This window comes from Vibrio sp. R11-SG3-ISO3-SZ (genome assembly GCF_059834345.1).
The window spans coordinates 13040-38242 of the sequence record NZ_JCBDGX010000001.1; the positions used below are offsets into that span (position 1 = coordinate 13040).

At 50.2% G+C, this 25203-nt stretch carries 18 protein-coding genes and 1 pseudogene; 12 read left to right on the forward strand and 7 right to left on the reverse strand.

Going from position 1 to position 25203, the window contains the following annotated elements:
* Nucleotides 1–2 precede the first annotated feature (2 nt).
* The 6 genes from AC6R1O_RS00070 to AC6R1O_RS00095 all read left to right on the forward strand — a co-directional run bounded on the left by AC6R1O_RS00070 (nucleotide 3) and on the right by AC6R1O_RS00095 (nucleotide 6403).
* On the forward strand, nucleotides 3–1103 hold the full coding sequence (locus AC6R1O_RS00070; RefSeq protein ID WP_500637711.1) for a sn-glycerol-3-phosphate import ATP-binding protein UgpC: 1101 nt from the start codon (nucleotides 3–5) through the stop codon (nucleotides 1101–1103).
* Entirely contained in the window at nucleotides 1096–1917 is an 822-nt protein-coding gene (locus AC6R1O_RS00075; protein ID WP_500637710.1) for an HAD-IIB family hydrolase, read from the forward strand. Before AC6R1O_RS00070 ends, AC6R1O_RS00075 begins: the two co-directional genes overlap by 8 nt.
* A 140-nt stretch (nucleotides 1918–2057) precedes the next feature.
* Nucleotides 2058–2222 carry a hypothetical protein gene (locus AC6R1O_RS00080; RefSeq protein ID WP_500637709.1) on the forward strand — a complete coding sequence of 55 codons (165 nt, stop codon included), beginning with the start codon at nucleotides 2058–2060 and terminating at the stop codon, nucleotides 2220–2222.
* A gap of 177 nt (nucleotides 2223–2399) precedes the next feature.
* Entirely contained in the window at nucleotides 2400–3338 is a 939-nt protein-coding gene (locus AC6R1O_RS00085) for a LysR family transcriptional regulator (RefSeq protein WP_500637708.1), read from the forward strand.
* Between the two features lie 129 nt (nucleotides 3339–3467).
* Nucleotides 3468–5387 carry a TonB-dependent receptor domain-containing protein gene (locus tag AC6R1O_RS00090; protein ID WP_500637707.1) on the forward strand — a complete coding sequence of 640 codons (1920 nt, stop codon included), beginning with the start codon at nucleotides 3468–3470 and terminating at the stop codon, nucleotides 5385–5387.
* Nucleotides 5388–5404: 17 nt separating this feature from the next.
* Nucleotides 5405–6403 carry an MBL fold metallo-hydrolase gene (locus tag AC6R1O_RS00095; RefSeq protein WP_500637706.1) on the forward strand — a complete coding sequence of 333 codons (999 nt, stop codon included), beginning with the start codon at nucleotides 5405–5407 and terminating at the stop codon, nucleotides 6401–6403.
* A 68-nt stretch (nucleotides 6404–6471) separates the two neighbouring features.
* Here the strand turns inward: AC6R1O_RS00095 and AC6R1O_RS00100 are convergent, their stop codons facing one another.
* Together AC6R1O_RS00100 and AC6R1O_RS00105 are read right to left on the reverse strand one after the other, a co-directional pair.
* Nucleotides 6472–8946 (reverse strand): bifunctional diguanylate cyclase/phosphodiesterase, encoded by a 2475-nt coding sequence (locus AC6R1O_RS00100; RefSeq protein ID WP_500637705.1) that lies wholly within the window; start codon nucleotides 8944–8946, stop codon nucleotides 6472–6474.
* A gap of 297 nt (nucleotides 8947–9243) precedes the next feature.
* Complete coding sequence (locus AC6R1O_RS00105; protein WP_334551694.1) at nucleotides 9244–9444, reverse strand: hypothetical protein; 201 nt, start codon at nucleotides 9442–9444, stop codon at nucleotides 9244–9246.
* 357 nt (nucleotides 9445–9801) lie between these two features.
* Here AC6R1O_RS00105 and AC6R1O_RS00110 point away from each other — a divergent pair, with 357 nt between their 5' ends.
* Both AC6R1O_RS00110 and AC6R1O_RS00115 read left to right on the forward strand, forming a co-directional pair.
* Nucleotides 9802–10800, forward strand: coding sequence for an ABC transporter substrate-binding protein (locus AC6R1O_RS00110; RefSeq protein ID WP_500637704.1), 999 nt, complete (start codon nucleotides 9802–9804; stop codon nucleotides 10798–10800).
* A gap of 2 nt (nucleotides 10801–10802) precedes the next feature.
* Nucleotides 10803–12134 (forward strand): diguanylate cyclase domain-containing protein, encoded by a 1332-nt coding sequence (locus AC6R1O_RS00115; protein WP_500637703.1) that lies wholly within the window; start codon nucleotides 10803–10805, stop codon nucleotides 12132–12134.
* Nucleotides 12135–12184: 50 nt separating this feature from the next.
* Here AC6R1O_RS00115 and AC6R1O_RS00120 read toward each other — a convergent pair whose 3' ends face one another.
* The gene (locus AC6R1O_RS00120; RefSeq protein WP_500637702.1) at nucleotides 12185–12892 is read right to left on the reverse strand and encodes an SDR family oxidoreductase; all 708 of its coding nucleotides are present in this window, start codon (nucleotides 12890–12892) and stop codon (nucleotides 12185–12187) included.
* Between the two features lie 288 nt (nucleotides 12893–13180).
* Between AC6R1O_RS00120 and AC6R1O_RS00125 the strand changes: the two genes are divergently transcribed.
* Nucleotides 13181–13789, forward strand: a complete 609-nt coding sequence (locus AC6R1O_RS00125) for a DUF6198 family protein (RefSeq protein WP_500637701.1) — start codon at nucleotides 13181–13183, stop codon at nucleotides 13787–13789.
* 98 nt (nucleotides 13790–13887) lie between these two features.
* On the opposite strand, the gene AC6R1O_RS00130 is transcribed toward AC6R1O_RS00125, so the two are convergent.
* Entirely contained in the window at nucleotides 13888–14364 is a 477-nt protein-coding gene (locus tag AC6R1O_RS00130) for an HAD family hydrolase (protein ID WP_500637700.1), read from the reverse strand.
* A 227-nt stretch (nucleotides 14365–14591) separates the two neighbouring features.
* On the opposite strand from AC6R1O_RS00130, the gene AC6R1O_RS00135 reads away from it, so the two are divergent.
* Nucleotides 14592–14762 (forward strand): hypothetical protein, encoded by a 171-nt coding sequence (locus tag AC6R1O_RS00135; protein ID WP_334551700.1) that lies wholly within the window; start codon nucleotides 14592–14594, stop codon nucleotides 14760–14762.
* A 60-nt stretch (nucleotides 14763–14822) separates the two neighbouring features.
* Here the strand turns inward: AC6R1O_RS00135 and AC6R1O_RS00140 are convergent, their stop codons facing one another.
* The 3 genes from AC6R1O_RS00140 to AC6R1O_RS00150 are packed head-to-tail and all read right to left on the reverse strand — an operon-like array spanning nucleotide 14823 to nucleotide 19880.
* Nucleotides 14823–17924, reverse strand: a complete 3102-nt coding sequence (locus tag AC6R1O_RS00140) for an efflux RND transporter permease subunit (protein ID WP_500637699.1) — start codon at nucleotides 17922–17924, stop codon at nucleotides 14823–14825.
* Nucleotides 17921–19234, reverse strand: coding sequence for an efflux RND transporter periplasmic adaptor subunit (locus AC6R1O_RS00145; protein WP_500637698.1), 1314 nt, complete (start codon nucleotides 19232–19234; stop codon nucleotides 17921–17923). The genes AC6R1O_RS00140 and AC6R1O_RS00145 overlap by 4 nt, the downstream gene beginning before the upstream one ends.
* Entirely contained in the window at nucleotides 19224–19880 is a 657-nt protein-coding gene (locus AC6R1O_RS00150; RefSeq protein WP_500631998.1) for a TetR/AcrR family transcriptional regulator, read from the reverse strand. Before AC6R1O_RS00150 ends, AC6R1O_RS00145 begins: the two co-directional genes overlap by 11 nt.
* A 666-nt stretch (nucleotides 19881–20546) precedes the next feature.
* Between AC6R1O_RS00150 and fdhF the strand changes: the two genes are divergently transcribed.
* Together fdhF and AC6R1O_RS00160 are read left to right on the forward strand one after the other, a co-directional pair.
* Complete coding sequence (fdhF, locus tag AC6R1O_RS00155) at nucleotides 20547–24722, forward strand: formate dehydrogenase subunit alpha (protein ID WP_500656263.1); 4176 nt, start codon at nucleotides 20547–20549, stop codon at nucleotides 24720–24722.
* Between the two features lie 157 nt (nucleotides 24723–24879).
* Nucleotides 24880–25203: pseudogene (locus tag AC6R1O_RS00160) on the forward strand (endonuclease/exonuclease/phosphatase family protein); the annotation flags it as partial.

Consider the following 25203-nt stretch of genomic DNA (forward strand, 5'->3'; position numbering starts at 1 on the left):
TCATGTCTACACTTACTCTCAATAACGTAGCGAAATGCTACCCGAACGGATACCAAGCGATTCATGGTGTCGATTTGACCATTCACGATGGCGAAATGGTGGTCTTAGTGGGGCCAAGTGGCTGTGGTAAATCGACGTTACTGCGCATGATTGCCGGCCTGGAAGCGATCAGCTCTGGGGACTTGTTTATCGATGACACCATCGTCAATGCGCTCGAGCCGAGTGAGCGAGATATCGCGATGGTGTTTCAAAATTACGCCTTGTATCCGCATATGACGGTCTACAACAACATGGCTTATGGGCTACGCAACCGAAAAACACCGAAGGCAGAGATTGACGCTTTGGTGAATGAGGCCGCTAAAATGCTCGAGTTGGATCACTTACTGGATCGCAAACCTGGTCAACTCTCTGGTGGGCAAAGACAACGCGTGGCGATGGGGCGAGCGATTGTTCGCAAACCTAAGGTCTTTTTGTTTGATGAGCCCTTGTCGAACCTCGATGCCAAGCTGCGCGTACAGATGAGATTGGAGATCAAAAAGCTGCAACGCCGTCTCGCGACCACATCGATTTATGTCACCCACGATCAAGTCGAAGCCATGACCTTGGCCGACAAGCTGGTGGTATTGAACAAAGGGAACGTGGAGCAGGTGGGCACACCCCTTGATATCTACGACTACCCGGCCTCTCTTTTTGTCGCGACCTTTATTGGTTCTCCCTCCATGAATATTCTTGATGCGAGTGTAACCATTGATGGTATTGAATTGGCTCAGGCGCTCTATCCGCTAGAGACGGCATCGCTAAACCTGGGCGATATTAAGCTAGGGCTCAGACCGGAGCACCTGCAGCTGTGCGATGATAACCCGTGGTTCCACGTTGAAGTCGAGTTGATTGAAGCGCTGGGCGCTGACCTTTTGCTCTACTGTAAAACGCTAGACGAAGAGGCGCAGCGTTTGGTGGTGCGGGTCGAAGGTCATAGCAAAATCGCCATCGGTGATAGCTTTGGTGTCGACATCAAACCCGAGCATCTGCATCTTTTTGATGCCAACACCTCGAAGCGCATTTCACTGACCGAAGGCCGCCATCAAGAGGTGGTGAATGCCTGATTCGTTGCTTAGCGCTAATCAAGCGTCGCTCGCGTCTATCACCTGGTTACTCACCGATGTCGACGACACGTTAACCTGGCAAGGACAGCTGCCTGCGCAAACGCTGAATGCGTTAACGCTGCTGCGTGATGTCGGCGTGAAAGTGGTGGGTGTCACGGGTGCTTGCGCTGGATGGTGCGATCAAATGGCCAAACTCTGGCCGCTCGATGGTGTGATTGGTGAAAACGGCGCGTTTTGGATGCGCCGCAGCGAGAGTGGATTCATCACCCACACACTTACGCCTTTGGATGAGATGACGCGCCAGCAGAGAGCGTTAATCGAGCGTATTGCCGAGCGGCTGCGTGACTACCCAGACGTAACGTTTGCCAGCGATCAAGCGTTTCGTTACTGCGATGTCGCAGTCAACACAGGCCAAGAGCGTACTCCGTTATCTCCAGCGCTGTGTGAACAGCTGCTTGCTGACATTCGCGCTATTGAAGTGGACGGGCAAGTCGTCAATGCGACACAAAGCTCGATTCACATCAACGCTTGGTTGGGTCAGCACACTAAGCGCACCAGCAGTGAAGCCTATCTTCGCGCGCACAATCATGGCCAACTTCCGGCGTTGTCAAATATCGCCTACGTGGGTGACTCGCTCAACGATGAAGGGATGTTCGAATGGCTATCGACGACCTTTGGCGTGCACAACATTCGCCATGTTCTGAGTCAGCTTAATCACCAGCCACAGTGGATCACCGACTCAAACGGCGGGTTTGGTTTTGCTGAGCTGGCAGAGCGAATTGCGCTGGCTAAGCGGAGTGAAAATGCGCGGTAGAACCCCCTCCAATCTTAACATGTCGCCTTGCTTTGTCATTTTGTGTCAAGCAGGGTAAGGTTCGGTAAAACGACTCGCGCCTATCGGCGGGACTAGCTAGATTGAAAAGGAGCAATAAAGACGGTCATTAAGAGGGACAAATGATGAAAACATTAGCGGTGATTTTGGCGTGTATAACCCTGGCAGCGTGTACATCCGGTTATAGCAATCAAACCAATCTAGAGAGCAACGGTCACTACAGTGCTGCTCAATCGACCCCCAACCCATTGAATGACGCGGCGGAGCTGTTAGTTTTTGGTGAGTAACCGGCGAGGCGATGACCCTGTACGGATTAAGCCCTGCGTTAAGGCAGGGCTTAATGGTATTGACTTCTTGAGGGCGAGTGTCCCTGTCATGGTTTGCTCAATTTATTCCTGACATTTCTCTTAGCAAAGATTACCCTAGCGGACTAAGACGAATTTTGACTCTAGAGTTGTCCAAGCATGAATGTATCCCAGGTCGACATTAGCTCGCTGCTGATTTTGAAAAACTTACTCGAAGAGAAGCACGTTTCGAATACTGCTTTGGCGATGAACATCAGCCAATCTTCGGTCAGTCGAGCTTTGCAGAAAATGCGAACGCTGTTTGATGATGAGTTGTTGGTGCGCACCAATTCGGGTTATGAGTTAACCACCAAAGCCGACAGCATTAAACAAGACATAAATCTCATCATCAATAGCTTGGAAACGCTTGTTCATAAGCAGTCTTTTGATCCCAGTAGCATCGAAACAACCGTTCGCTTTTTTGGCTTGCAGCCGCAAATCAATACTTTGATGCCGCCTGTTATTGCACAAATTCGGCAGCGTGCACCCAATATGATCGTCAGTTTGGATACCACGCCGCAGCGTCACTTTGAGGCTCTAATTGCTGGCGATGTGCACTTTGCACTCTCGTCACATGAGCCCGCCAGTGGCGACCAAAATCTTTATCGTGCACTGGTCTCCAAGCGAGATTTTCGCTTGTTGATGAGTAAATCGCATCCACTGGCCAATGAGACATTAACAGCCGAAAATTTGTTGGGCTGTAGCTTTGGTCAAATCTCGTTGCAGGGCGAGAAAACCCTCTCTTTCGAGCATAAATTTATGGAACTTGGATTAGTGGATAAAAAGAATCGCTTGTCGATTCCGGTGCAACTATCGAACTTTCATGCTGCTCCAGATATTGCGGCGACCAGCGATATTATTTTCCACTTGCCAACCCCCTACGCGCAGCGTGCATGCCAAGATGCGCGTCTGATTGCGAGAGAAGTACCGCCAGAGTTGAGATTGGCGTTCCAACATGTCTATTTGTATTGGCATAAGCGTTTTCATGACGACCCTATGTGTATTTGGGTTCGCGGCATCTTTAAGGATCTGTTTGACGTAGAGCACACATCTGCATAAAAAGGCCGATCGTTATGCATAAATGGGATAATGGCATTCGCCATTATTGATGATAATGTAGTTGCGAATCATTTTCATTAGATATTAAATTGAGAACGATTATCAATTATATGTCTAAGAAATACCATTATGTCTATTTACCCATTTTCTCTTCGTCCTGTTGCGTTGGCGATCGCCAGTGCGGCAGTGACATCCATGCCGTCCTTCGCCGATGACAACTCTTCTATGGAAACCCTAGTTGTCACTGCGGCAGGTTACGAGCAAACCGTGACTCAAGCGCCGGCTTCCATTAGTGTTATCGACCGTGCACAAATCGAGAATCGCGCCTATAAGGATCTTACTGATGCATTACAAGACATCCCGGGTGTGACCGTGACCGGTGGCGGTGATGGTCAAGATATTTCCGTCCGCGGTATGCCTTCAGAATACACCGTGATCTTAGTGGATGGCCGTAAGCAGTCTGGTCGTGAAACGCAGACCAACGGCAGTACCTTTACCGAGCAAGATTGGCTTCCACCTTTGGGTGCGATTGAGCGTATTGAGGTGGTACGTGGCCCAATGTCTACTCTATATGGCTCCGATGCACTGGGCGGTGTGATCAACATTATCACTCGTAAAGACTACCAAGAGTGGCACGGCAGTCTGCAAGTGGAGACGACGCTGCAAGAGAATTCTCGTTCAGGCAATGGCTATCAAGGTCAGTTGTATCTTGCGGGTCCAGTGATTCCAGATCTGCTGAGTGTATCGCTAACAGGTCTTTACCAAGAGCGAAAAGAGGATGAAATAGAAGGTGGTTATGCGGGTAAGACGCTCGACAACTACCGTGCTGCGGTGCATTTGACTCCGACTGATGAAGATACCTTTTCGGTTGAATACACTCAGCATGATCAAGAGCGTGTCACGACGCTTGATAAGTCAGTGTCACGCGAGTCACAAGTCGCTGAGCGTGAATATCAACGTGAATCACTGGCTGGGACTCATTCGGGTAATTATCAATGGGGCAGTGGCACCACGTTTATCAGCACAGAAACAGTACGTAACAACGGTGCTGAAAAAGAAATTGAAAACAGTTTACTCAACACACAGTGGAGCTTACCCCTTGCTGCACATTACTTGACCTTAGGCGCATCCTTTGAGCAGAAAGAGTTGACGGACGACAGCAACGCACTGGCGTCTAAAAACAAGCAGTGGTCACTGTTTGCCGAAGACGAGTGGTACTTAACGGATGACTTTGCACTGACTTTGGGTCTGCGTTATGACCAAAATGATATTTTTGATGGTCACTTTAGCCCGAGAGTCTACGGGGTGTGGTCACTGGCTCCTGAATGGACACTGAAAGGGGGCGTATCGACAGGTTACCGAGCGCCGACACTCACAGAAATGGATGAAGACTGGGCTCAGCCTAGTTGTAACGGCCGTTGCGATGTGTATGGTAATGCAGACCTATCACCTGAGACATCGGTGAATACCGAGGTGGGCCTCTATTTTGTTGATACTGCGGATTTATCGGCGAATGTCACGCTGTTTTATAGCGAGTTTAAAGACAAGATTGAAAACGACTTTGTCGACCCGAGTTGTACCGACCGCAGACGCTGTGATCGCACCTACGTCAATATTGATGAGGCTAACACTTACGGTGTAGAAAGTACTGTGGCGAAAAGCTTGACGCGCACGATTAAAGTCAGCGCGAGTTACACCTATACTCACAGTGAGAAAAAGACCGATGACGAGGACAACGGATTGCCGCTTGTGCAGTCACCTGAGCATCTAATTTCTGCCAATGGTGATTGGGCGATTCGCGATGACGTTAACTCATGGTTGCGTGTCAATTATCAAAGCCGCGAGAAAGACAACATTACCAGCACAAGCACGCGTACATTAGCACCGTCTATCACTTATGTTGATCTCGGAGCAAATTGGCGAGTGACAGACAACGTTAAGTTGATGGCAGGCATTTACAACCTGTTTGATCAAGAAACAACGGTGGATGAGTATGGTTATGTTGAAGACGGGCGTCGTTACTGGTTAGCGGTTAATACCACTTTTTAATAGGATAAGAGCAACCAATGAAAGTACTTGCATCGACTGTTCTAATGGCATTGGCATGTTGCGCCCATGCCAGTGAACCCACCGCGCAAGAGTATGCGCAAAAAGGCATGCAATACGCCGACTTGTTTCCAGGTTTGACCAATATTTGCGATCTTGAGTCGCCGATTCGAAATATGGCGATTCGCACAGTGAACAGCGAACAGAAGCGCAAAGAAAAGAAAAGCGGCAAGGGGCGCTCTGAACCCATCCCACCGACACAGGTGTTTGATAACCTCTACTACATCGGCACGGGTGGCGTATCCAGTTGGGCCATCACAACCAGTGACGGCATTATCTTAGTCGATGCGTTAAATAACAACGCGCAAGCTAAGCAATATATTGAAGCGGGGTTGATTGAGTTGGGTTTGGATCCCAATTCAATCAAGTATTTGCTCATTACGCATGGTCATGGCGATCACTATGGTGGTCAAGAATACCTCGTCGAGCACTACCAGCCACGCTTGGTGATGACCGATGTCGAGTGGACGCGTCTGGAGCAGCCAGTGCAAGACTTTGCCAGTCCTCGTTGGGGTAAGAAACCATCACGTGACATCACAGTAGCCGACGGTGAATCCATCTCCTTAGGTGATACGACAGTGAGCATTTATCTGACTCCGGGTCACACGCCGGGTACGATGTCGCTAATTTTCCCGGTATATGACAAAGGTGTACAACACATCGTCAGTTTGTGGGGCGGAACAGGGCTAAATTATGGTCCGGATGAAGAGAGAATCCTTGCCTATAGTCAGGCCGCTCAGCGTTTTAAAGAGATTGCAAAAGAGGCTGGCGTGGATATCTACCTGTCCAATCACCCTACACGTGATGGCTCGTCGGAAAAAATGTTGCGAGATTTACCGAATCGTCAGGCTAACGAGCCTCATCCCTTCGTCATGGGGCAGGCGGCGCTCCATGCCTACGATATGCTCGGAGATTGTACCTACGCACAAGTGCTGAGAATTCGCGCTGAGCAGCAATAAAAGACCCTTGAACAGACGCGCACCAAGTTAATCACTTGGTGCGCGTTGGTTTGTTTATTGAGCGTCTTTTAATCCAGCGCTCTTGGCTCACCTAAATGAAACCCTTGCAGATAATCGATGCCAATGTCCGTGGCGATTTGGCATACCTGTTCATTGTGCACAAACTCTGCGACGGTTTTGGCATCAAACACTTCACACAATCGGACCAGCTGCGAGGCAATTTTTCGCTGTTTGGCGTCTTGGTCTATGGTGCGAATCAAACTGCCGTCGAGTTTGATGACTGACGGCTCGAGCTTAATGATCTCATCCAAATTGGAATAACCAGAGCCAAAATCGTCCACAATGATCGCGACACCCATGGCGCGAAAATGGTCACACACTTCACGCATGCGCGCAAAGTTGCGGATCTGCTCAGACTCGACGATCTCAATTCCGGCGCGGCTGGGGTCAGTAAGGCTATGCACCTCTTGTTCTAAAAGGGCCAGCGTTCGGTCGTCGAGGAGATCTTGCGGAGAGAGGTTCAATGAGAAGATATCGTTATTCTCGCGCATTTTAGCAAAGGTGTACTTGATCATTTGGCGACTCATCTTGGTGTAGAGGCGCGTACCTTGAATATGCGGTAAGAACAAGCCAGGAGAGACAATCTCACCTTGATGCTGCAAGCGTACTAAGCACTCATAGAACGCTGGCTCGCGGGTTTTTGCCTCAAAGATCGGTTGAACAAACGGCACCACTTGATGTTGATTGATGGCGCTGTGCGCCACAGATAATTGCTTCAACCGGACCTGACGCTCTTGGTCTTGAGAAACCAAGTTGCTGGCGTTATACAAATAGCGGTGATGTTTAATTGCGTAGCGACGCGCATCGACCGATTTAAACAACAGCTCATCCGGGCTGCAATGTGGGAAGTCACGGCGATACACCACGCCTGCGCAGATGGACACGGCGATGTGGTCGGTCTCCACAATGCCCAGGTGATCCAGATCGAAATGTTCTATTTGTTTGATGGCACGGTAATAGCGCTCGCGTACGCTGTCTAGCTGTTTATCAAGGGTAAAAATCGTCGCCCATTCACCCACGCCAAGGCTATACAAGGTGGCCTTGTCCGCAAAGACATCATCCAGATTGTCGATGAAAAAAGAGGTCAGCAGCATCAGCAGACGGTCACCAATGGCGTAGCCATATTTCTCATTGATTTCGGGGAGATTGGCTAATTTGAGTGTAAACAGGGCTTTATCGTCGCTGATTTTTGCCAGTTGTTGACGAAGAACAGAGCGGTTCGGCAATCCTGTGGTGTGGTCAATGCGATAACTTGATGCCAACTCGTCGGCTTGGGATTGAATTTTGTGCTGCATTTGCAGATTGCGCGTGTCCAAATCAGCAAACGCGTTGCGGATCATCGAAAACAGCGGCGACACACTGGAGGTGTTATCGAGTGTGAGCGACGGTACCGGGCCGCTGGCGTCGCCTTCTCGCATGGCAAGGTAGGTCATGCTGTGGTGCAAAATCTCTTGAGTGGACTGCTCTTTGTAGAGCTCGCCCATACAATAAAATCCATACGTCGGCGCGACTTGTTGCAGTGGCGCTAACTCTTGATTGCCCTCGATAAAGTCCAGTCGAGACGTACAGTTAAAGACAAAGATCGCATCGGGCTGCTGCTGAGCCAGGTGGTAAGCGCTGTCTTGAACTTGGTGAATGGTGAGTTCGGGGTGCACATAGCAAAACTGAACCTCATCGCCAACGTTAAGGGCTTTATCAAACACCAAACCCGAATTCTCATCCACATACTGCGGTAGATAGACATCTTGATGGGTCGGGTCGCCCTTAATGAGCGGGAAATCAATCAGTTTTTGTTGCGGCAGTTGCTGCCCATCGGCTAAGTAGCGCTGGTACAACTCGGTAATGTTTTGATGGTTGAGCGTATAGACGGTGTTGTCGGATGTTTGGGTGACTTTAAATCTCTGACCTATGGCGTTCCACTCACTGAACGCTGAGCGCCAAACGTGAAGCTTAGGGCTGTGAATCGCGACCGCGACGCTGTACTCTTGGTAACATTCGCCGTTGAGCAGCACCCAGCGGCCTTGCTCCGTGATGGTTGAGGCGCCGCCCGCGACGGGGATGGCGCTGTTGTCAAAGCAGCGGAAGAAGGTGTTGCCTTTTGCCGTCAGTCTATCAACGAAGCAGAGTATGGCCTTGGTCTCTGAACTCAGTGACAGAGAGTGAGACAGGGACTCTCCGCCTTGTGCACCGCTGGCGTTTGGCGCTGATGCATAGGTCAAGGTGGTGTGATCAAATCGCGTGATCACAACCTGTGTCGCTCCGCGCTCTATGACCCCATCGTGGATCACGTGCTGGGCACTGGCGCCGATAATCACCGCATCCGGCCATTTGCTGTGCAAGGTACGAGAAAGCCCTTGAACCGTCTTAGGGGACTGGCTGGAAAATAACTGGATGAGAATCGCAGAAGAAAAGCCAAGTTCCTGCTTTTCGAGATGTTTCTCTAGCTGAGTGTTGGAGCGAACACAAAGCGAAATACTATACATAGACAACCACTTTATTCTTATTACACCGCGCATCAAGTCACTGATTGTGTCAGAGATGCGATGGGTACACTTCTGTCTAGGGCGATGCCTCGCTGCTCATGTGCAATATCGCGTCACCGATAGAGTCACTCATAAGTTGAGTCGCCGCTTTGATAACAACCTATACGAAATGATACTTAATGAGTAGTCCGAGGAGTCACCTTTTGACAAGAAAACTGTGCAACAAGGGAAACAAAAATAGGCCTCGCGATGAGGCCTATTGAGATATGAATGTCGATGTTTAACTGAGCGCGCCGTTTATGCGGCGTATTTTGCCACTTCATGCGGATACACGCGCATGCCGCTGGTGGTGTTTTCGTAAACGGACAGGTCTTGTAAGTAAGACCACGCGTGACGGTCGGTTTTCGTTTGCGCCGCCAAGCGTTCGATGACGAGGTCGATGTCGCGACCTGCGTAGTCTCTATCGTGAACGAATAGATTTTTAATCACTGATAACATACCCAACTCCCTCGTTGTAGTTAAATTACATGTTTGTATTTGGGTAACATAGTTCATTGTTTAAATGTGATCAACAACTAATTTTTAATGTCACGGAAGATTCATTTTGTGTAATTTAATTTCACTTTGTTGGTGCGTGCATGGTTGCACGCGCACCAGTTTGGGGAGCTAAAGCATGAGGTATTAAGCCTAATAAGGCTAACTATCATGAATCGCACAACAACCGAAGGCGCACTTTGCTTGATGGGCGCGTTAATTGTGAGAAATCCTCGGCTTTATTCACTCTTTTTCTGTTCAGATAGTCAACTATTGACTAGATTTATACGAGCGTGATTGCGTACATAAAGCGAAGAATGAATGCAGAAAACAACAAAAAGTCAGTGGCTATGGGTAGGGATCAGTGTGGTTTTCGTCGCACTGTTTATGTGGTTGGGCGCCAAAGGTAAGAATGGTCAGCAAGGTGAATCGAATACGATGAGGATTGCCGTCTCGACGACGCCACTCTCCACCCCCTTTATTGTGGCAAACGCGTTGGGGCTGTATGACAAACAGGGCTTATCCGTTGAAATGATCCCATGCACCGGTGGGGTCGAGTGCGCGAAGTTACTGATGCAAGGCGAGGTCGATTTGGCGACCGCATCGGAATCGGTCGCCATGTTTAACGCTTTTGATCACCCTGAACTGGCACTACTGGCCACCTTCGTCGAGTCAGACAATGACGTAAAACTGGTCTCACTCAGTTCGTCGGACATTCGTCAAGTGAGTCAGCTGCAAGGTAAACGCATTGGCGTGATTCAAGGCAGTGCGAGCGAGTTCTATTTGGATGCGGTCTTGCTGTCCCATGAGGCGAGCCATCTCGATATCAACAAGGTGTTTGTAGCATCTTCAGAGATAGTCAGAGCGCTACTTGAAGGGCAGGTGGATGCCATTTCGGCTTGGGAGCCCATGATCTACCAGATTCACCAAGCAACCGGCGGTGAAATTAATCATCTCGGTTTAACCGGACTGTATCAATTGAGCTTTAATCTACTTTCTACTCAACCCTATTTGGCTCAAGCTAATGATGCACCTATGCAACTGATTCAATCGCTCGATCAAGCGATAGAGTGGATTCACCTCAACCCAGAGAACGCGCAGAAGCTGGCGGCGGAGTTTCTTGCGCTGCCGGCGGAACAAATCACGTGGTCGTGGGATGACTATGTGTTCAGATTGTCCCTAGGCAACGCTCTGCTGTCCAACCTGCAGATCCAAGCGCGTTGGGCGAAGCAAAATGGTTTGGTTGACAATGATATGCCAGATTTTCGTCAACTGCTCTACACCGAGCCGTTTGAGCAATGGTCGGAGCTGCGAGATTAATTATGCTGAAGTCGTTAACCAAGAAACTCTCGTTATTGTTTGGGACCACACTCGTACTGACCGTGTTGATTGTGGTGCTATTGCTAAACATTAACGCCCAGCAGCGTCAAACAAAAATCGAATTGGATCAGGTGGTCGAACTGCAACTGTCGGTGGATATGTTGAGAAGTCAGTTGTGGTTGTTCATGCAGTTTTATGATGAGCAGAGCTTGCATCACGTCATCAGCGCTCATTCAGACCTCGCGGCGCAGCTCAGCACTTTTGAAAACCGTGATCACCGGTTGGACAATATGCAAAGAATGAGTGACGGCCTTTCCGTTGTGATTGCGCAAGAGAGTCGGATCTATTCGGCGCAAGATTCGGCCTTACCGTTGGCGAGTGATTTGAGCAGTCGTGAGCTGTTTCAATCTCGCTACAGCATGATTGTACAAACCATGACTGAGGAGCTTGCGTATGTGCATCGCCAAGTATTGGATAAGAGCGCCCGCGAACTCAAAGCCTTGATGTGGTTTGCCGCCGGGTGGATGATCATCGGCTCGGTTGTGGTGTGTTTGATCAGTTTGCACATTTTCCTTCGCTATCGTATTGGGGCGACGGAAATCAAAAGGGCGATTGTGGCGGTATCCAAAGGGGATTTAGACTCCAAGGTATCGCTGAAAAAAATGGATTCAGAATTTGAAACCATAGCGACCTTTTTCAATCGCATGACCAGCAACCTCAAAGAGACCACGGTGACCAAGCAAGAGTTACAACGTGAAGTGGAACGTCAAACGTTGCAGTTAAAAGAGAAACAGAAGCAGCTGACGTTCTTATCTGAGCATGACACGTTAACCAACCTAAAAAATCGCCGTGCCTTTAATGCCAAACTGGACGATGCCTTGCAACGAGCGCGTTTGCAGCACCACAAGCTCGCGTTGCTGTTTATTGATTTGGACAAATTCAAGCAGATCAATGACACCTTTGGCCATGACGCAGGGGACTGTATTTTGGTGACGGTGGCGCATCGATTGAGCCACTCGTTCCGTGACAGTGATTTTGTCGGCAGGCTGGGTGGCGATGAATTTGTCGTTTGTCTCGATTTACTCGATGATTTCTCCTGTCTCGACACTCTTATTGATGAGCTGATGCATCACCTCAATCAACCTATCGTGTTCGAGGGCGAAGCGGTGAGATTAGACGTGAGTATCGGGGTGAGTTGTTTCCCAGACCATGCGCAAGACAGAACCAGTTTGATGCGTTTGGCGGACTTGGCGATGTACCAAGCGAAAGGCCACAGAGGCCCAACATGGCAACTGGCCTCCCACCACTTATCGATTCAGCCTATCGCCAAATAGTCTTTATCGATAAGTGGTGGCCAATGGCGTGATCGTCTGTTAAAGGTCATTCACCATTCAATGCGCGCCCCGTCATAAGCGAGAAACTCACCGCTGAGCTGCTCATCGGCCTGTGACACCATCGTCAGTAATTGACGCGCGACACGCTCAGGGGAAAACAGTTTTCCTTCGGGGACATTGGATTGAAAAGGTTTCGACAGCGCCGTGTCGGTTGTCCCAGGATGCAGCGCGAATACGCAACTGCTCGGCTTAAACCGTGACCAATCAATACTCAGGGTTTTGATGATCATATTGAGTGCCGCCTTTGAGGCGCGGTAGCTATACCAGCCACCCAAACGGTTGTCACTGATACTGCCAACCCGAGCCGATAAGCTCACAAATTTCGGCTGTTTGCTCTTCATCAGCAGCGGTTGCAAGTGTTTAGCGAGCAACACTGTCGCCAGTGCGTTGGTTTGCATTGAGCGAAGGAAAAACGCGCTGTCGAGCTGCGCAAGTCGCTTTTCTGGTTGATGCGTGTCGTCATGCAACAGGCCCACCGTATTGATGACCCAATCGAGTTGGCTCATGGTTTGGCTTAAGTGCTCAATCTGCGCCTCATCACACACATCCACCAAAAACCAGTTGAGCTTGGGATGCGAAAGCAACGGTTGACGTTGGCGAAACGTCGCATAAACGGTGTCGACAGTGTCATCTTCAATAAGCTGCTTGACCATAGCAAGGCCAATACCGCCAGAGCCACCCACGATTAAAACCTTCATTCTCTGCTTTACTCCTCTCAATGACGCTTGTGCCTGTTTAATCACAAGGCGTTGTACGGATCAAAGCGGCACAGCGCTCACCGAGTTGCGCTCAACCTCTTTCAACACACAGTGGTATGGGCTGGTACGCCCTAAATGCACTGAATTGGTGAACACTGTGTAAACTTCCTTTAACACTTATGATGTGATCATTATCACGGACGATCTCGACATTTTTGCCAAACAACTTCATCTTATGCCCGTTTGATTCTGAGAATTTTTTGAATCTAAAGGATAGGAAGCCGGATTATGGACAATGAACATAGCTTGCGAGAAAACTTACTCGCCCTCATTTTAGGTAGTGCCCTGGTCTCACTTGGGGTGATCTTCTTTAACAAGGTAGGTCTGCTCACGGGTGGCACCGCGGGGTTGGCGATTTTCCTCACTAAAGTGAGTGATTTTAGTTTTGGTCAGGTGTTTTTCGCTCTCAACTTACCCTTCTATATTTTGTCGGTCACTCGTATGGGCTGGCGTTTTACCATCAACACGTTTATTGCGGTGACCATAGTGTCGTTTGCGGTCGACCATCTTCATCACTTGATTGAGATTGCCCGTATTGAACCCGTGTATGCGGCGTTACTGGGTGGTGGATTAATCGGCGTTGGTATGCTGGTGATATTCCGTCACAAAATGAGCTTAGGTGGCTTTAACATCTTGGCGCTGTTTCTTCAGGAGCGTTTTGGTGTTCGTGCCGGTAAAGTGCAAATGGGTCTTGACTGTACCATCGTGATTTTGTCGCTGTTTATCGTCGATATCCATCTGATTCTATTGTCGGTACTGGGCGCGATTGCGACTAACCTTATCTTGGCCATGAACCATAAACCGGGTCGCTATCAGCCCAAACCCACGGCGGCTTAATCTGACGTTAATGTCTCGAGTTTGTCACAGATGAAAAGGGCAGAGCCAAGGTGGTATTGACCACTGAGCTCTGCCTTTTTTGTTCTCTGGCTTGTACTTTAGTCGCGTTCGAGCAACTGAGTCAGTGACTGGATGTGTGTGATGCCTTCAGGTACCGCATCGTTGTTTGGGTTGTACAAAACCGTATTGAGCCCGGCTTGTTGGGCAGGGTAGATGTCTTTTTCCAGTGAATCTCCAACCATGATCAGATGGCTTGGTTCAACCTCCAGCGATTCTGCGATGGCGTCGTAAAACGCCACACTGGTTTTCTCTAACCCTAGGTTCGCCTTGCAGTAGTAGCCGTTCAGGTAGTTGTCTAACCCGACTCGCTGGAAGGCTTGTTCAATGTCTCTTTCTGAGGAGTGCTGAGCGCTGGTGGCCACGTAAACCGCATGCTCTTTTGCGAGTGCTTGTAACGTCTGCTCGGCGCCTTCTACCGTTTCGACTTTTTCCCATGTACTCATTTTCCCGCTTTGGTCTGGAAAATCGACCATTAAGGTATCTCCCCAATCAAAGAGATAGATCGGTTGCGTCATTGCCCGCTCTCCCATATTTGTTCGTTGGCACCCTCGGTGAATGGGAAGGTGTTGATTGGTCATTATTTTCAATCTATTACGAGAAATCCAGCGCTAATTGAAAATGGTTAACTATTGCTAATCGAAACGATAAAAAACTGGATTAGGCACCGGATAAAAATGCCCTTACAGTCGCCGCATAACCTAAGGTAGGTTAGTGAAAAATCCAGTTAATTGAGGTGGTTTAAATGTACGCAATCGGTGATGTGGTAGTAGCGACAAAAGGTAAGGACTTCGGCCCAATGACCGTTTACGGTTTAAGCAGTGGCGGTTTTTACGTGCACGTTAAAGCGGACGGATTGATGTTGACTTACCCAGCTAAAGATCTACAAATCGCTCAATCATCTAAAGCAGCGTAATTGCTCGGATGAGAGAATTCTAAGATAAGGCCAGAGCATGTTCTCTGGCCTTATTTTTTGTTAGATTTCCTCGTGTTTATGCACCAAGCCAAAATCCGCTAGGATGGCGTAGGCAGCCGGGATCATAAACAGCACCAGGAGTGTCGAGGCGAAGATACCAAACACAATCGAGATGACCAGCGGCTGGATAACCTGCGCTTGCAAACTGGTTTCCGTCAGGAGCGGCAGTAAGCCGGCGGCGGTGGTCATCGAGGTGAGAAAGACGGCGCGAAAACGCTCGCGACTCGCTTTGACCACGGAGTCGTGCACGCTGTCCCCTTCATCGACATGGTGGCGGATATACTGCACCAGTAAGATGGAATCGTTCACCACGATCCCCGCCAGCGATACAAAGCCCATCATACTCGGCATACTCAATGGGTGGCCAAGCAGCACGTGGCCCCACACCACACCGATAAACGCCAGTGGAATCGCCAGCATGACCACAAACGGCTCAAGATAGCTGCGGAACTGATAGCTTAAGATGGCGAACACGCCAAACAGCCCGAGCAAAAACCCTTTACCCATTGAGGCGCCGGTTTCCGCGGCGTCTTTCGCTTCGCCTTCAAAATCAAATCTCAGCCCCGGGTATTTAGCGACCAGTCTTGGCGCTTCTTGCTGCTGAAACTGACGAATGATGGCGGTGGAGTTGGCTTTGGTGTTGTCAGTATCACCAAACACACTCACGGTTCTTAGCCCATCAATACGTTGAATGCGCACGTAATTGCGTTGGAAATCCAAGGTTGCAATACTGGCCAGTGGGATCTGGCTTCCGTCTGCAAGAATGATAGGGAAGTTGGCCAACTGGCCAAGATCGCCAGCCTGCGTTTTGTCCAGCCTCACCTCGATAGAAATGTTCTCCACGCCGACTTGAATTTCATCCGCCGTTTGTCCAAAGAACGCCGCGCGAAGTTGCGATGCGATCAGTTGCCCGTTGACCCCATAGCTCTCAGCGCCTGGGCGCAGCTTCACCAACACCTCTTCTTTGCCCATGCGCATGTCATCTAAGACGCCATGTACGCCATCAAATTCGTTGAGGTATTGCTGAATCTCAATGGAGGCGGCTTTAAGCTCTTCCAATGAATCGTGTTTGGCGCGAATTTCAATCGCGCGGCCACCCGGTCCCATTGTCGGCTGCTTAAATACCAAAGAGATGGGGTCGGCGAGCTCACCGACATCATCGCGCCACGCGGCAATGAAATCATCAATAAGGGTGTTGCGACTTTCCGCGCCAAGCAGATCGAGTCTCACCGTCGCAATGTGTGGGCCAGACTCATTGGCATCCGCGTTGGTATTAAACTGGCTAGTGATGTGTTCAACGAGCGGTCTGCCTTGCTCAAACTCCTGACTCCAGGTTTTATCGAGTTTGCGTGCTGAAGCAACAATGTGATCCACCACCTGTTCAGTTTGGCGCAGCGAAGATCCCGGCGGCAAAATCACTCGAGCCTCGGCGATATCACCATCCAGTTCAGGAAAGGGTTGGAACTTCAAAATGCCACTCACCAGTGTAGAGGCAGAGATCAACAGCATCGCCACCACCGCGCCTAAAAATGCGTAACGGTAGGCCACCACTTTGTCGACAGCATTGACCAGCGTGGTGTTGCGAAAATGCTCAAATGAATCGAGCAGTCGCTTCTTCCAACGATTGGGCGCTTTTTCGACTTTCTGCTTGTGCAGTGAGTGCGACAGGTGATTCGGCAAAATCAAAAACGCTTCCACCAAGCTGAGCGTTAAGACCAAAATCAGGACTTGCGGCACCGCTTTGAGCACTGCGCCCATCTCTCCTTGCAGGAACAGCAAGCTACCAAAGATGCACACCGTGGTTAAGAATGAGGAGATCACCCCAGGGAGCACTTTTTTGACGCCTTTGATCACCGCGTCATCGATCTCTTCACCTCGATCTAAATGGGCGGCAATGGATTCAGCGATGACGATGGCATCATCCATCATGATACCGATCGCCATCAATAAGCCGACCAAGGACATGATATTAATGGATAGCCCAAGCTGCGCCATCAAGAACAGCCCACCTAAAAAAGCCACCGGTAAGCCTGCGGCCACCCAAAACGAGTAGCGTAGGCTAAAGAAGAGCCACATGGTGGCAAACACCAACACGATCCCTTGCCAGCCGTTGCGTACCATCATGGTCAGGCGGTCCCATAACACCGATGAGAGGTCATTGGTCATTTCAAGGGTGACGCCATCGGGCGCGTGCGCTTGTTGGTCGGCCACGAAGGCAGCCACGCGCTCTTTAATGCGCAGTGCGTCGTCTTCTTTGTTTTTGCTCACTTTAAGTAGGGCGGATGGGTGACCATCAAACAGCACTTTTTGCTCATCGAGCTCAAAGCGATCGGTGATTTTAGCCACGTCTCGCAAGCGAATCAGAGAACCATTTGGCCCAGAGCCAACCACAATCGTTTCGAGCGCCTCTGGTGTGACGCGTCGCTCATCAAAGCGAATGAGAAAGTTTTTGTCAGGTGTTTCCACGTTGCCACTGGGCAGTTTGACGTTCTGCTTGCCGATTTGCGTCGCGATATCGCCAACACTCAGACCCAGTTGGCGAATGGCACTGGTATCGAGTTCCACTCGGTATTGGTGATCAGAAAACCCGGCCACATCGACCAGCGACACACCATAGTCAAGCTTTAACGTTCGCTTAAGCTGTTCGGCGTAGGCTTTTAACTCTGGCCATGTGGTATCTGCGGTGATAGCCACATCAACCACAGGCTCGTTCCAATCCAACTCTTGAACGATAGGAGATTCGATCTCCTGCGGAAAATCGTTGATGGCGTTGATTTGAGTTTGCACATCCACCAACATGCGGCCAATATCGGCTTTCTCGTCCAGTTTTAGCACTAAACGCGCTGAGCCTTCGACCGCCTCACAGCGTGTTTCAACGATATTGGCCAGACCATCCACCGCGTCTTCCATGCGCACACAAATGCTCTCTTCGACCTCTTGTGGCGACGCGCCGGGGTAGACGACGCCCGCCATGATATATGGCGGATCAAACTCAGGGAATGTCTCACGTTTGATGGTGGTGAGAGATGTCACGCCGAGCAGTAGCAAGGTGAGCATCAATAAGTTGGCCGCCGTTGGGTGCTTGGCGAAAAAACGAATCATGATTTCGGCTCCTGTGGCGAACGCGCATTTTTGAGCAGCATCCCTTCAATCGCAGGGAGGAGATCATTGAGAATCAACGCTTGGCCTTGCTCCAAATCCCCCTCGATCACCACTTGGTTATCACGGCGATAAAGTACCTCAACCGGCACCATGCGCAATTTACTCTCTTCATCGAGCAGATAAATGGTATTGCCATGGAGGGCCCGCTCAGGGATAACCCAACTCGGGTTGGCTTGGCCTTCGACTTCCGCGCGCACAAACATGCCATTAACCAGTGGCGGCGTAGCGCCCGGCGCAAGTGCGCGATAGTCTTGCTCGATTTCGAGGATGACGCCCGCCGTCGCTTGGTTAGGATCGACCGTTTCACTGATGCGCGCCACACGCGCAGGCCACGAGGCTTTGAGGTTTCCGCTACTTAACTGCACGTTGGCTTTAATATCCGTCATATTGGGTTGCGGAATGCCGGAGTCGTCGCGGCCAAATTCACCTAGGCTTGCTGCGATGGTGAGCATGTCATGAATCGAGAGCTGCGCTTCCACTTCCATCACTTGTATGCCATGAGCGACCACCATGGTTTGCTGTAGATTGACCACTTGGTCTTGCTCGATGTCAACGCTGGCGATGCGTAAGTCGTAAGGCAAGCGAATGATGGTTTTCTCGAGAGAGCGCTTGGCCTCGTCCACTTTGGAGGTTGCCACTTTTACTTGTGCCTCTGCAACGCGTTTTTCGTCAGGCATCAAGCCGATTTGGTTCTCGATGTCGAGCACCAGTTTACGTTGCGATAAGGTGCTTTGCTGCTGCTGGTCAACGTCGGATTGAGAGTTCAGCCCTTTTTGACGCAGGTTTTGTTGGCGCGCGAGTTCTTTGTTGGCAATGTCGAGTCGATTTGACTCAATCACTAACGTCTGTTTGAGGTTGGCTTCTTCTTGGTTGAGCTTAGCTAAAGAGGTGTGAGCAGAATTGAGATCAGCTTGGGCTTGAACCAATTTGAGTTCGTAGTCGAGCGGGTCAATACGCAGAATTTCCGTCCCCGCACGTAGGACTTGTCCTTTTTCAAGACCCGGGTGTCGATAGACAATTTTCCCCGTGACTTCCGCGATGGCTTTCCACTCGACTTTTGGTGTAACTTTGCCAAAACCAATTGCCAGTGGCGCTATCGCTTTGAGTTCCAGTGTTTGGGTATCGACCAGTCTGGCACGCTCGCCCGCTGGCTTTACAGGCAGTTGCGGCTTGGTCATGATCGCGAGGGCGAGAATGAGGATCCCGACCCCAAGCGCAGGGAAAAACAGCAGTTTCTTATTAATTTTCATCGTGTTCGCCTTGGGCTTGTAAAAAGCCATATTTAAGAACGTCAATATTGTGTTCAAGTAATCGGTTTAAAAAAGATTCGCTCAGTTCAATGCCATGAATCGAGAGAAGAGAAGCGGGTGCGATAAACGGAAACACCATCAAGCTGATAAAGGAGACTCGACACAGCAGGGGATCCATACCCGGGCGAATAATGCCGTTGGCGGCCAGCTTCTCAAAAATCATTGACTGCATAGGCCGGCCCACGTCATCAAAGACTTTCTGCATGAGTTTTCGCTGCGTTTGCGACTCAGGCATATTCATCACTTGCCAAATGAGCTTGGGAAAGTGCGGCGTTTTGTGCATTTCTTGATAGTAAGTGCGCATAATGTCGATAAAACTTTGCTGAGAACCGACACTAAACATCTGTTGCAACTGATGTTTCATCGGCTCGAGTGTGTCTCTCAGCATGGTCTCAAACAGCCCCTCTTTGCTGCCGAAGTAGTAGCGAATCATCGCGGCGTTGACCCCCGCTTTTTGCGCAACTAAACGTGTCGAGACCTTGTCATACGGCATCGCCATAAACAGTTCGCGCGCATGGAGGATGAGCGCGTCTCGGGCATCAATGTTTTGCGTCGGTCGACCTGCGCGGCGTGGTCTCTCTTGCACGGGCTTCTCCAATCAACAATTAAACAATTGGATAATTATAGGGGGCAAACTGGCGCTTCGACATGAGAAAAATTATTCACCTGTTAATCAAGTGGATAATTATTGCGATGCTTCACAAAATGCGATGTCTCGAGAAAAAGACGAAAAAAAACCGTGCAGTGGGCAAACCGCACGGATCAAAGTATGAAATGAGATAGTTTGGAATGTTTGCCACACGTACAGAGTGTTATTAAACGCCATTTAAAGCGATATTTTCAAAGTCATTACCCCAATAGTAATCACCATAAAAATACCGAAAGAATGGTGTCTCATTAACACCGTTTTTCGTCAATTAAACTCTTGATTCATCGGTGTGACCAACGGTGTCTAAAGTAACATTATTGTTATCTATAATTAAATGTTAAAAACGAAATTATACATTACAAATATGAAAATGACGTGCCACATAATTACCCTTTCTGTTAACAATATGATGCCTAATTTATTTGTATGATTATCGATGGGTGCTGAACAATATCAGAAACTTAGGTGAGCATAGGCTTGACATGAAATCCACTGCGGAAATTCACGTGCTAAAGAGTACGAATGTGTGATCAATCACAGGTCATTAACCATTAATATTGTATGGTTAATAAAGGTGTAATGTCGCAAAGAATGGAGTGCGGTGTGATTGAGATAATCATTGATGGAGCTTATCGAATTGTCGAAACGGACAAAACGTTACTTGAGGTCGCGAACGTCTGCGGCGTTGAGATCCCATCTTTGTGTGGTTTGAACCGTTCAAACGACAAAATCCCATGCGATTTGTGTGTGGTCGAAGTGGAAAGTGGCGGCATGATACGTGCCTGTGAATTGAAGGTCTACTCTGGGCTCAATGTGGTGACGCAGTCTCCTGCGCTTTCAGAGCATCGCCGCCGGGCCTTAAATCGCATCATGGAAGATCACTACGCCGATTGTGAAGCGCCGTGTCAGACCGCGTGTCCCGCTGGGGTCGATATTCAGAGCTATCTCTACCATATTGCGCAAAATGATCATCAAAAAGCGGTCGAAGTGATTAAAAAAACGCTGCCGATGCCATTGTCGATTGGCCGCGTTTGTCCTGCGTTTTGTGAAAGTGAGTGTCGCCGCTCGCTCGTCGATGAGCCGATCGCGATTCGCCAGCTCAAACGCCACGCAGCCGACGCTGATCTTCGTGCCTATCAGGCCTATGTACCGGAGAAAAAAGCCGACAAGCCACAACGTGTCGCGATTGTTGGCAGTGGGCCGGGCGGATTGACAGCGGGCTACTACCTCTCGAATGAAGGCTATCAAGTGGACGTGTTTGAGGCGATGCCACAAGCCGGGGGCTGGCTGCGTTATGGTATCCCTGAGTATCGCTTACCCAAATCGATTCTTGATCAAGAAATAGCTCTGCTGTGTCGCAACGGCATGACGATTCATACCAACAGCAAGTTAGGTGAGGCGAACACACTCAGTGCGCTGAGTGAAGAGTATGACGCCGTTTGTCTTGCGGTTGGCGCGTCCAAAGCGGTCGAAATGCACTACCCGGGAAGCACGTTTGAGAGTTGTTATCTTGGAGTGGATTACCTCAAGGATTACGTTACCGAGCAGCGCTTTACCACCGGGAAAAAAGTGGCGGTGATCGGTGGGGGCAACACCGCGATAGATTGCGCGCGCACTGCGGTGCGAGCTGGCGCCGATACCACACTGATTTATCGTCGTACCCGCGATGAAATGCCTGCCGAAGATTATGAAATCGTGGAAGCGGAACACGAAGGGGTCAAGTTCCACTTTTTAACTAACCCAGTGGAAAACCATGCGGACGAGCAAGGGCGCGTACATCAAGTCACCTTTGAGCGCATGGCGCTAGGGACACCCGATGCCTCAGGTCGTCGTCGTCCAGAGCCGACCGGTGAGTATTTCACACAAGCGTTTGATACCGTGATAGCGGCCGTGTCACAAACCCCAGATCTGGATTTCATGCGTCATGAAACACTGGATATTCCTATCACCCGTTGGAATACCGCTGATGTGGATGAGACTACCATGCATCACGGCAGTGGCAACTTGTTCAGTATCGGTGATTTTCGCCGAGGCCCTGCCACTGCCATTGAAGCGGTAGCCGATGGGCGAATTGCCGCGCAAGCCATCGATCGCTTTTTCAATGGCACTATGGCATCACTGCCTGTCAAGCCATTTAACGCGCGCAAAGAGCCGTCGCTAAACAAAGTCGACCCTGCTCAGTTTAAGCAGATAGAGCAGGTGAAGCGGATGATCATGCCTGAGCTCAGCGCCGAACAGCGTGAATGCTCGTTTGACGAAGTCGAGCTAGGCTTTGATAACGAGCAAGCCATGGCGGAAGCCGCGCGCTGTCTAGAATGTGGCTGCCAAGCCAACACCGATTGTGCGCTGCGTGACTACGCCACCACTTATCAGGCCGAGCAACACCACCCGCAATCGGTGAAGGTTCAATCCGCAGCCGATTGGCAAGCGGTGCGCGATGAGCGGCATAAATTCTGCGTCGATAGCAGCTCAGAGTTTATTGTTTTTGATGCCAATCGTTGCATCAGTTGCGGTCAATGCATACAAGCGTGTCGTGAGCAAAGCGTTCATGGCGTGCTGAGCTTTATGACCGACGAAAAAGGCCACCCGAAACTTCGCCCCGATTTACGACCTAACTTTGGCCCCAATGGCACCTTAATGGGCGATTCCGCCTGCGTACAGTGCGGTGCGTGCACGCAAGCGTGTCCGACTGGGGCGATGGTGGATAAGCGCAATAAAGCGCAAGGCCGGGATATTGAATTGAAACAGGTGGATACCATATGCACCTACTGCGGCGTTGGCTGTAAGCTGACGCTGCATGTGGATGAAGCGCGCAATCGTATCATGGCGGTGACAGGCGGAGTCTCTCCAGTTAACGAGGGCATGTTGTGCGTCAAAGGGCGCTTTGGTTTTGATTTTATTGGCAGTGACGAGCGCCTCACCACGCCGTTGATTCGTAAAGATGGTTGGTTGCAACCGGCGTCTTGGTCTGAAGCGATTACGCTGACTGCGAACAAGTTCTCTGCCATCAAGCGCGACTTTGGTTCGGATGCACTGGCCGGTTTCTCCTCAGCCAAAACCACCAACGAAGACAACTACGCGTTTCAGAAATTCATCCGTCGCGAGCTAGGCACCAACAACGTCGATCATTGTGCGCGTTTGTGCCACGCATCGACAGTCACTGGGCTTGAAGCGGCGCTTGGCAGTGGCGCGATGACCAATGATATTCCGAGCATTCAGCACTCTGACATCATCTTTATCATAGGATCAGATACTTCATCTGCGCACCCGATCATCGCTTCACACATCAAACAAGCGGTGCGTCATCATGGCGCGCGCTTGATTGTCGCCGACCCGAAACGCATCGCCATGGCCGATCACGCTGAGCTCTATCTTGCGCATCGTCCGGGGACCGATGTGATGCTGATTAATGGCGTTATGCAGCAAATCATCAAACACGGTTGGTATGACCACGATTACATCGAAGAGCGCGTAGACGGTTTTGATACCATGATGCAAGAGGTAATGTCGCCCTCATACGCGTTAGAAAGCGTGGAGCTGGTCACCGGTGTGAAGGCGGACGATATTTTCGCCATGGCGCGCATGATAGGCACGGCGAAACGTACCGCTGTGTATTACTCAATGGGCATCACTCAGCACACTACCGGTCATGATAACGTTCGTTCCATCGCCAATTTGCAACTCTTGTGCGGCAACATCGGTATTGAAGGCGGCGGTATTAACCCTCTGCGCGGCCAATCCAACGTGCAAGGTGCGTGTGATATGGGCGCGCTGCCCAATAACTACCCGGGCTACCAAAAGGTCTATAACCCCTTGGTGCGAGATAAATTTGCTCTTGCTTGGGATGCGCCCAATCTATCGCTCACGCCCGGATTGACCTTAACAGAAATCATCGATGGCGCGTGCGATCGCAGCGTACGCGGTTTGTATGTGATGGGTGAAAACCCGGTATTGAGCGATCCGGATCAAGCTCACGTGATTGAAGGGCTTGAGAGTCTCGATTTCTTGGTGGTGCAAGACATCTTCCTTACCGAAACCGCGCAGTACGCTGATGTGGTCTTGCCGTCGTGCAGTTTTGCTGAGAAAGCTGGCCATTTTACCAACACAGAGCGCCGAGTGCAGCGCATTACTCCTGCGGTAGCGCCGCCGGGCGAGGCGAAAGAAGATTGGTGGATCATTCAGGAAATCGCCAATGCGATGGGCGGGGAGTGGCGTTATCGTCAGGTCTCGGATATCACCAATGAAATAGCACGAGTTACGCCACAATATGGCGGTTTAAAGTGGGCCAACATCCCGCCTAATGGCGTGCAGTGGCCGAGTAATAAGAATAACCCTGAAGGGACGCGTATCATGCACCAGACGCAGTTTTCGCGTGGCAAAGGGCAAATGGAGGCGATTCCTTTTCGCTATGCCGCAGAGCTGCCGGATGAGGAGTTCCCATTGGTGCTGACTACCGGCCGCGTACTGGAGCAATTTCACACCGGTACCATGACGAGAAAAACCCAAGGGTTGGATAATCTTGCCGGGCCAAGAGCAATGATCAGTGTGCAGGACGCCGAGCGCTTAGGTATTGGCAATGGGCAACGGCTGAAAGTTTCCACCAGGCGAGGTGAGATTGAGATCGACGCTTTTGTCACCAAACGTATGCAGCCTGGGGTGGTGTTTATTCCGTTCCATTTTGTGGAGTCACCGGTCAACCGTTTGACCACCACGGCCAAAGATCCGCACGCAAAGATCCCGGAATTTAAGGTCGCTGCCGTACGCGTGGAGCCGCTTTAGGCAATCACGCGGTGTACTTTAGCCGCTCTTAACGGCTTAGCCTGGGCTAAGCCGTTAAAACTCGGTGAAAACGTCAATCATCGACCATACTTACTCTAATTTGTTACGCGCGATTGGGCCTTGTCTCAAGTGGCGCTAACGTTGAGGGAGAGGTGGAGTGAAGCGTTGGATTCTTTGGGCAATTGTCTATTTCCCAGCCTTGTGCTGGGCAGGGTTATCACTGAAAGAGTCCCTCTGGTGGGTAGAAAACATCGTCGCATTTCCTGCGCTGTTTATGTTTGGCTATGTACTGCTTGCCCTTGTGTTGGGGCTGGCCCGCTGTTACGGTCAAACGCTTGTCTGCCTTGTCCTTGCCGGCGCGTTTGCCTTGATGACACCCAAAGGCAGCCAAGCACTCGTCGCTGATTGCGATACCCCCGTCACCGTCTTGCAATACAATCTCTACTACGAAAACCCAGATATCCATCAGTTCATCAATTAT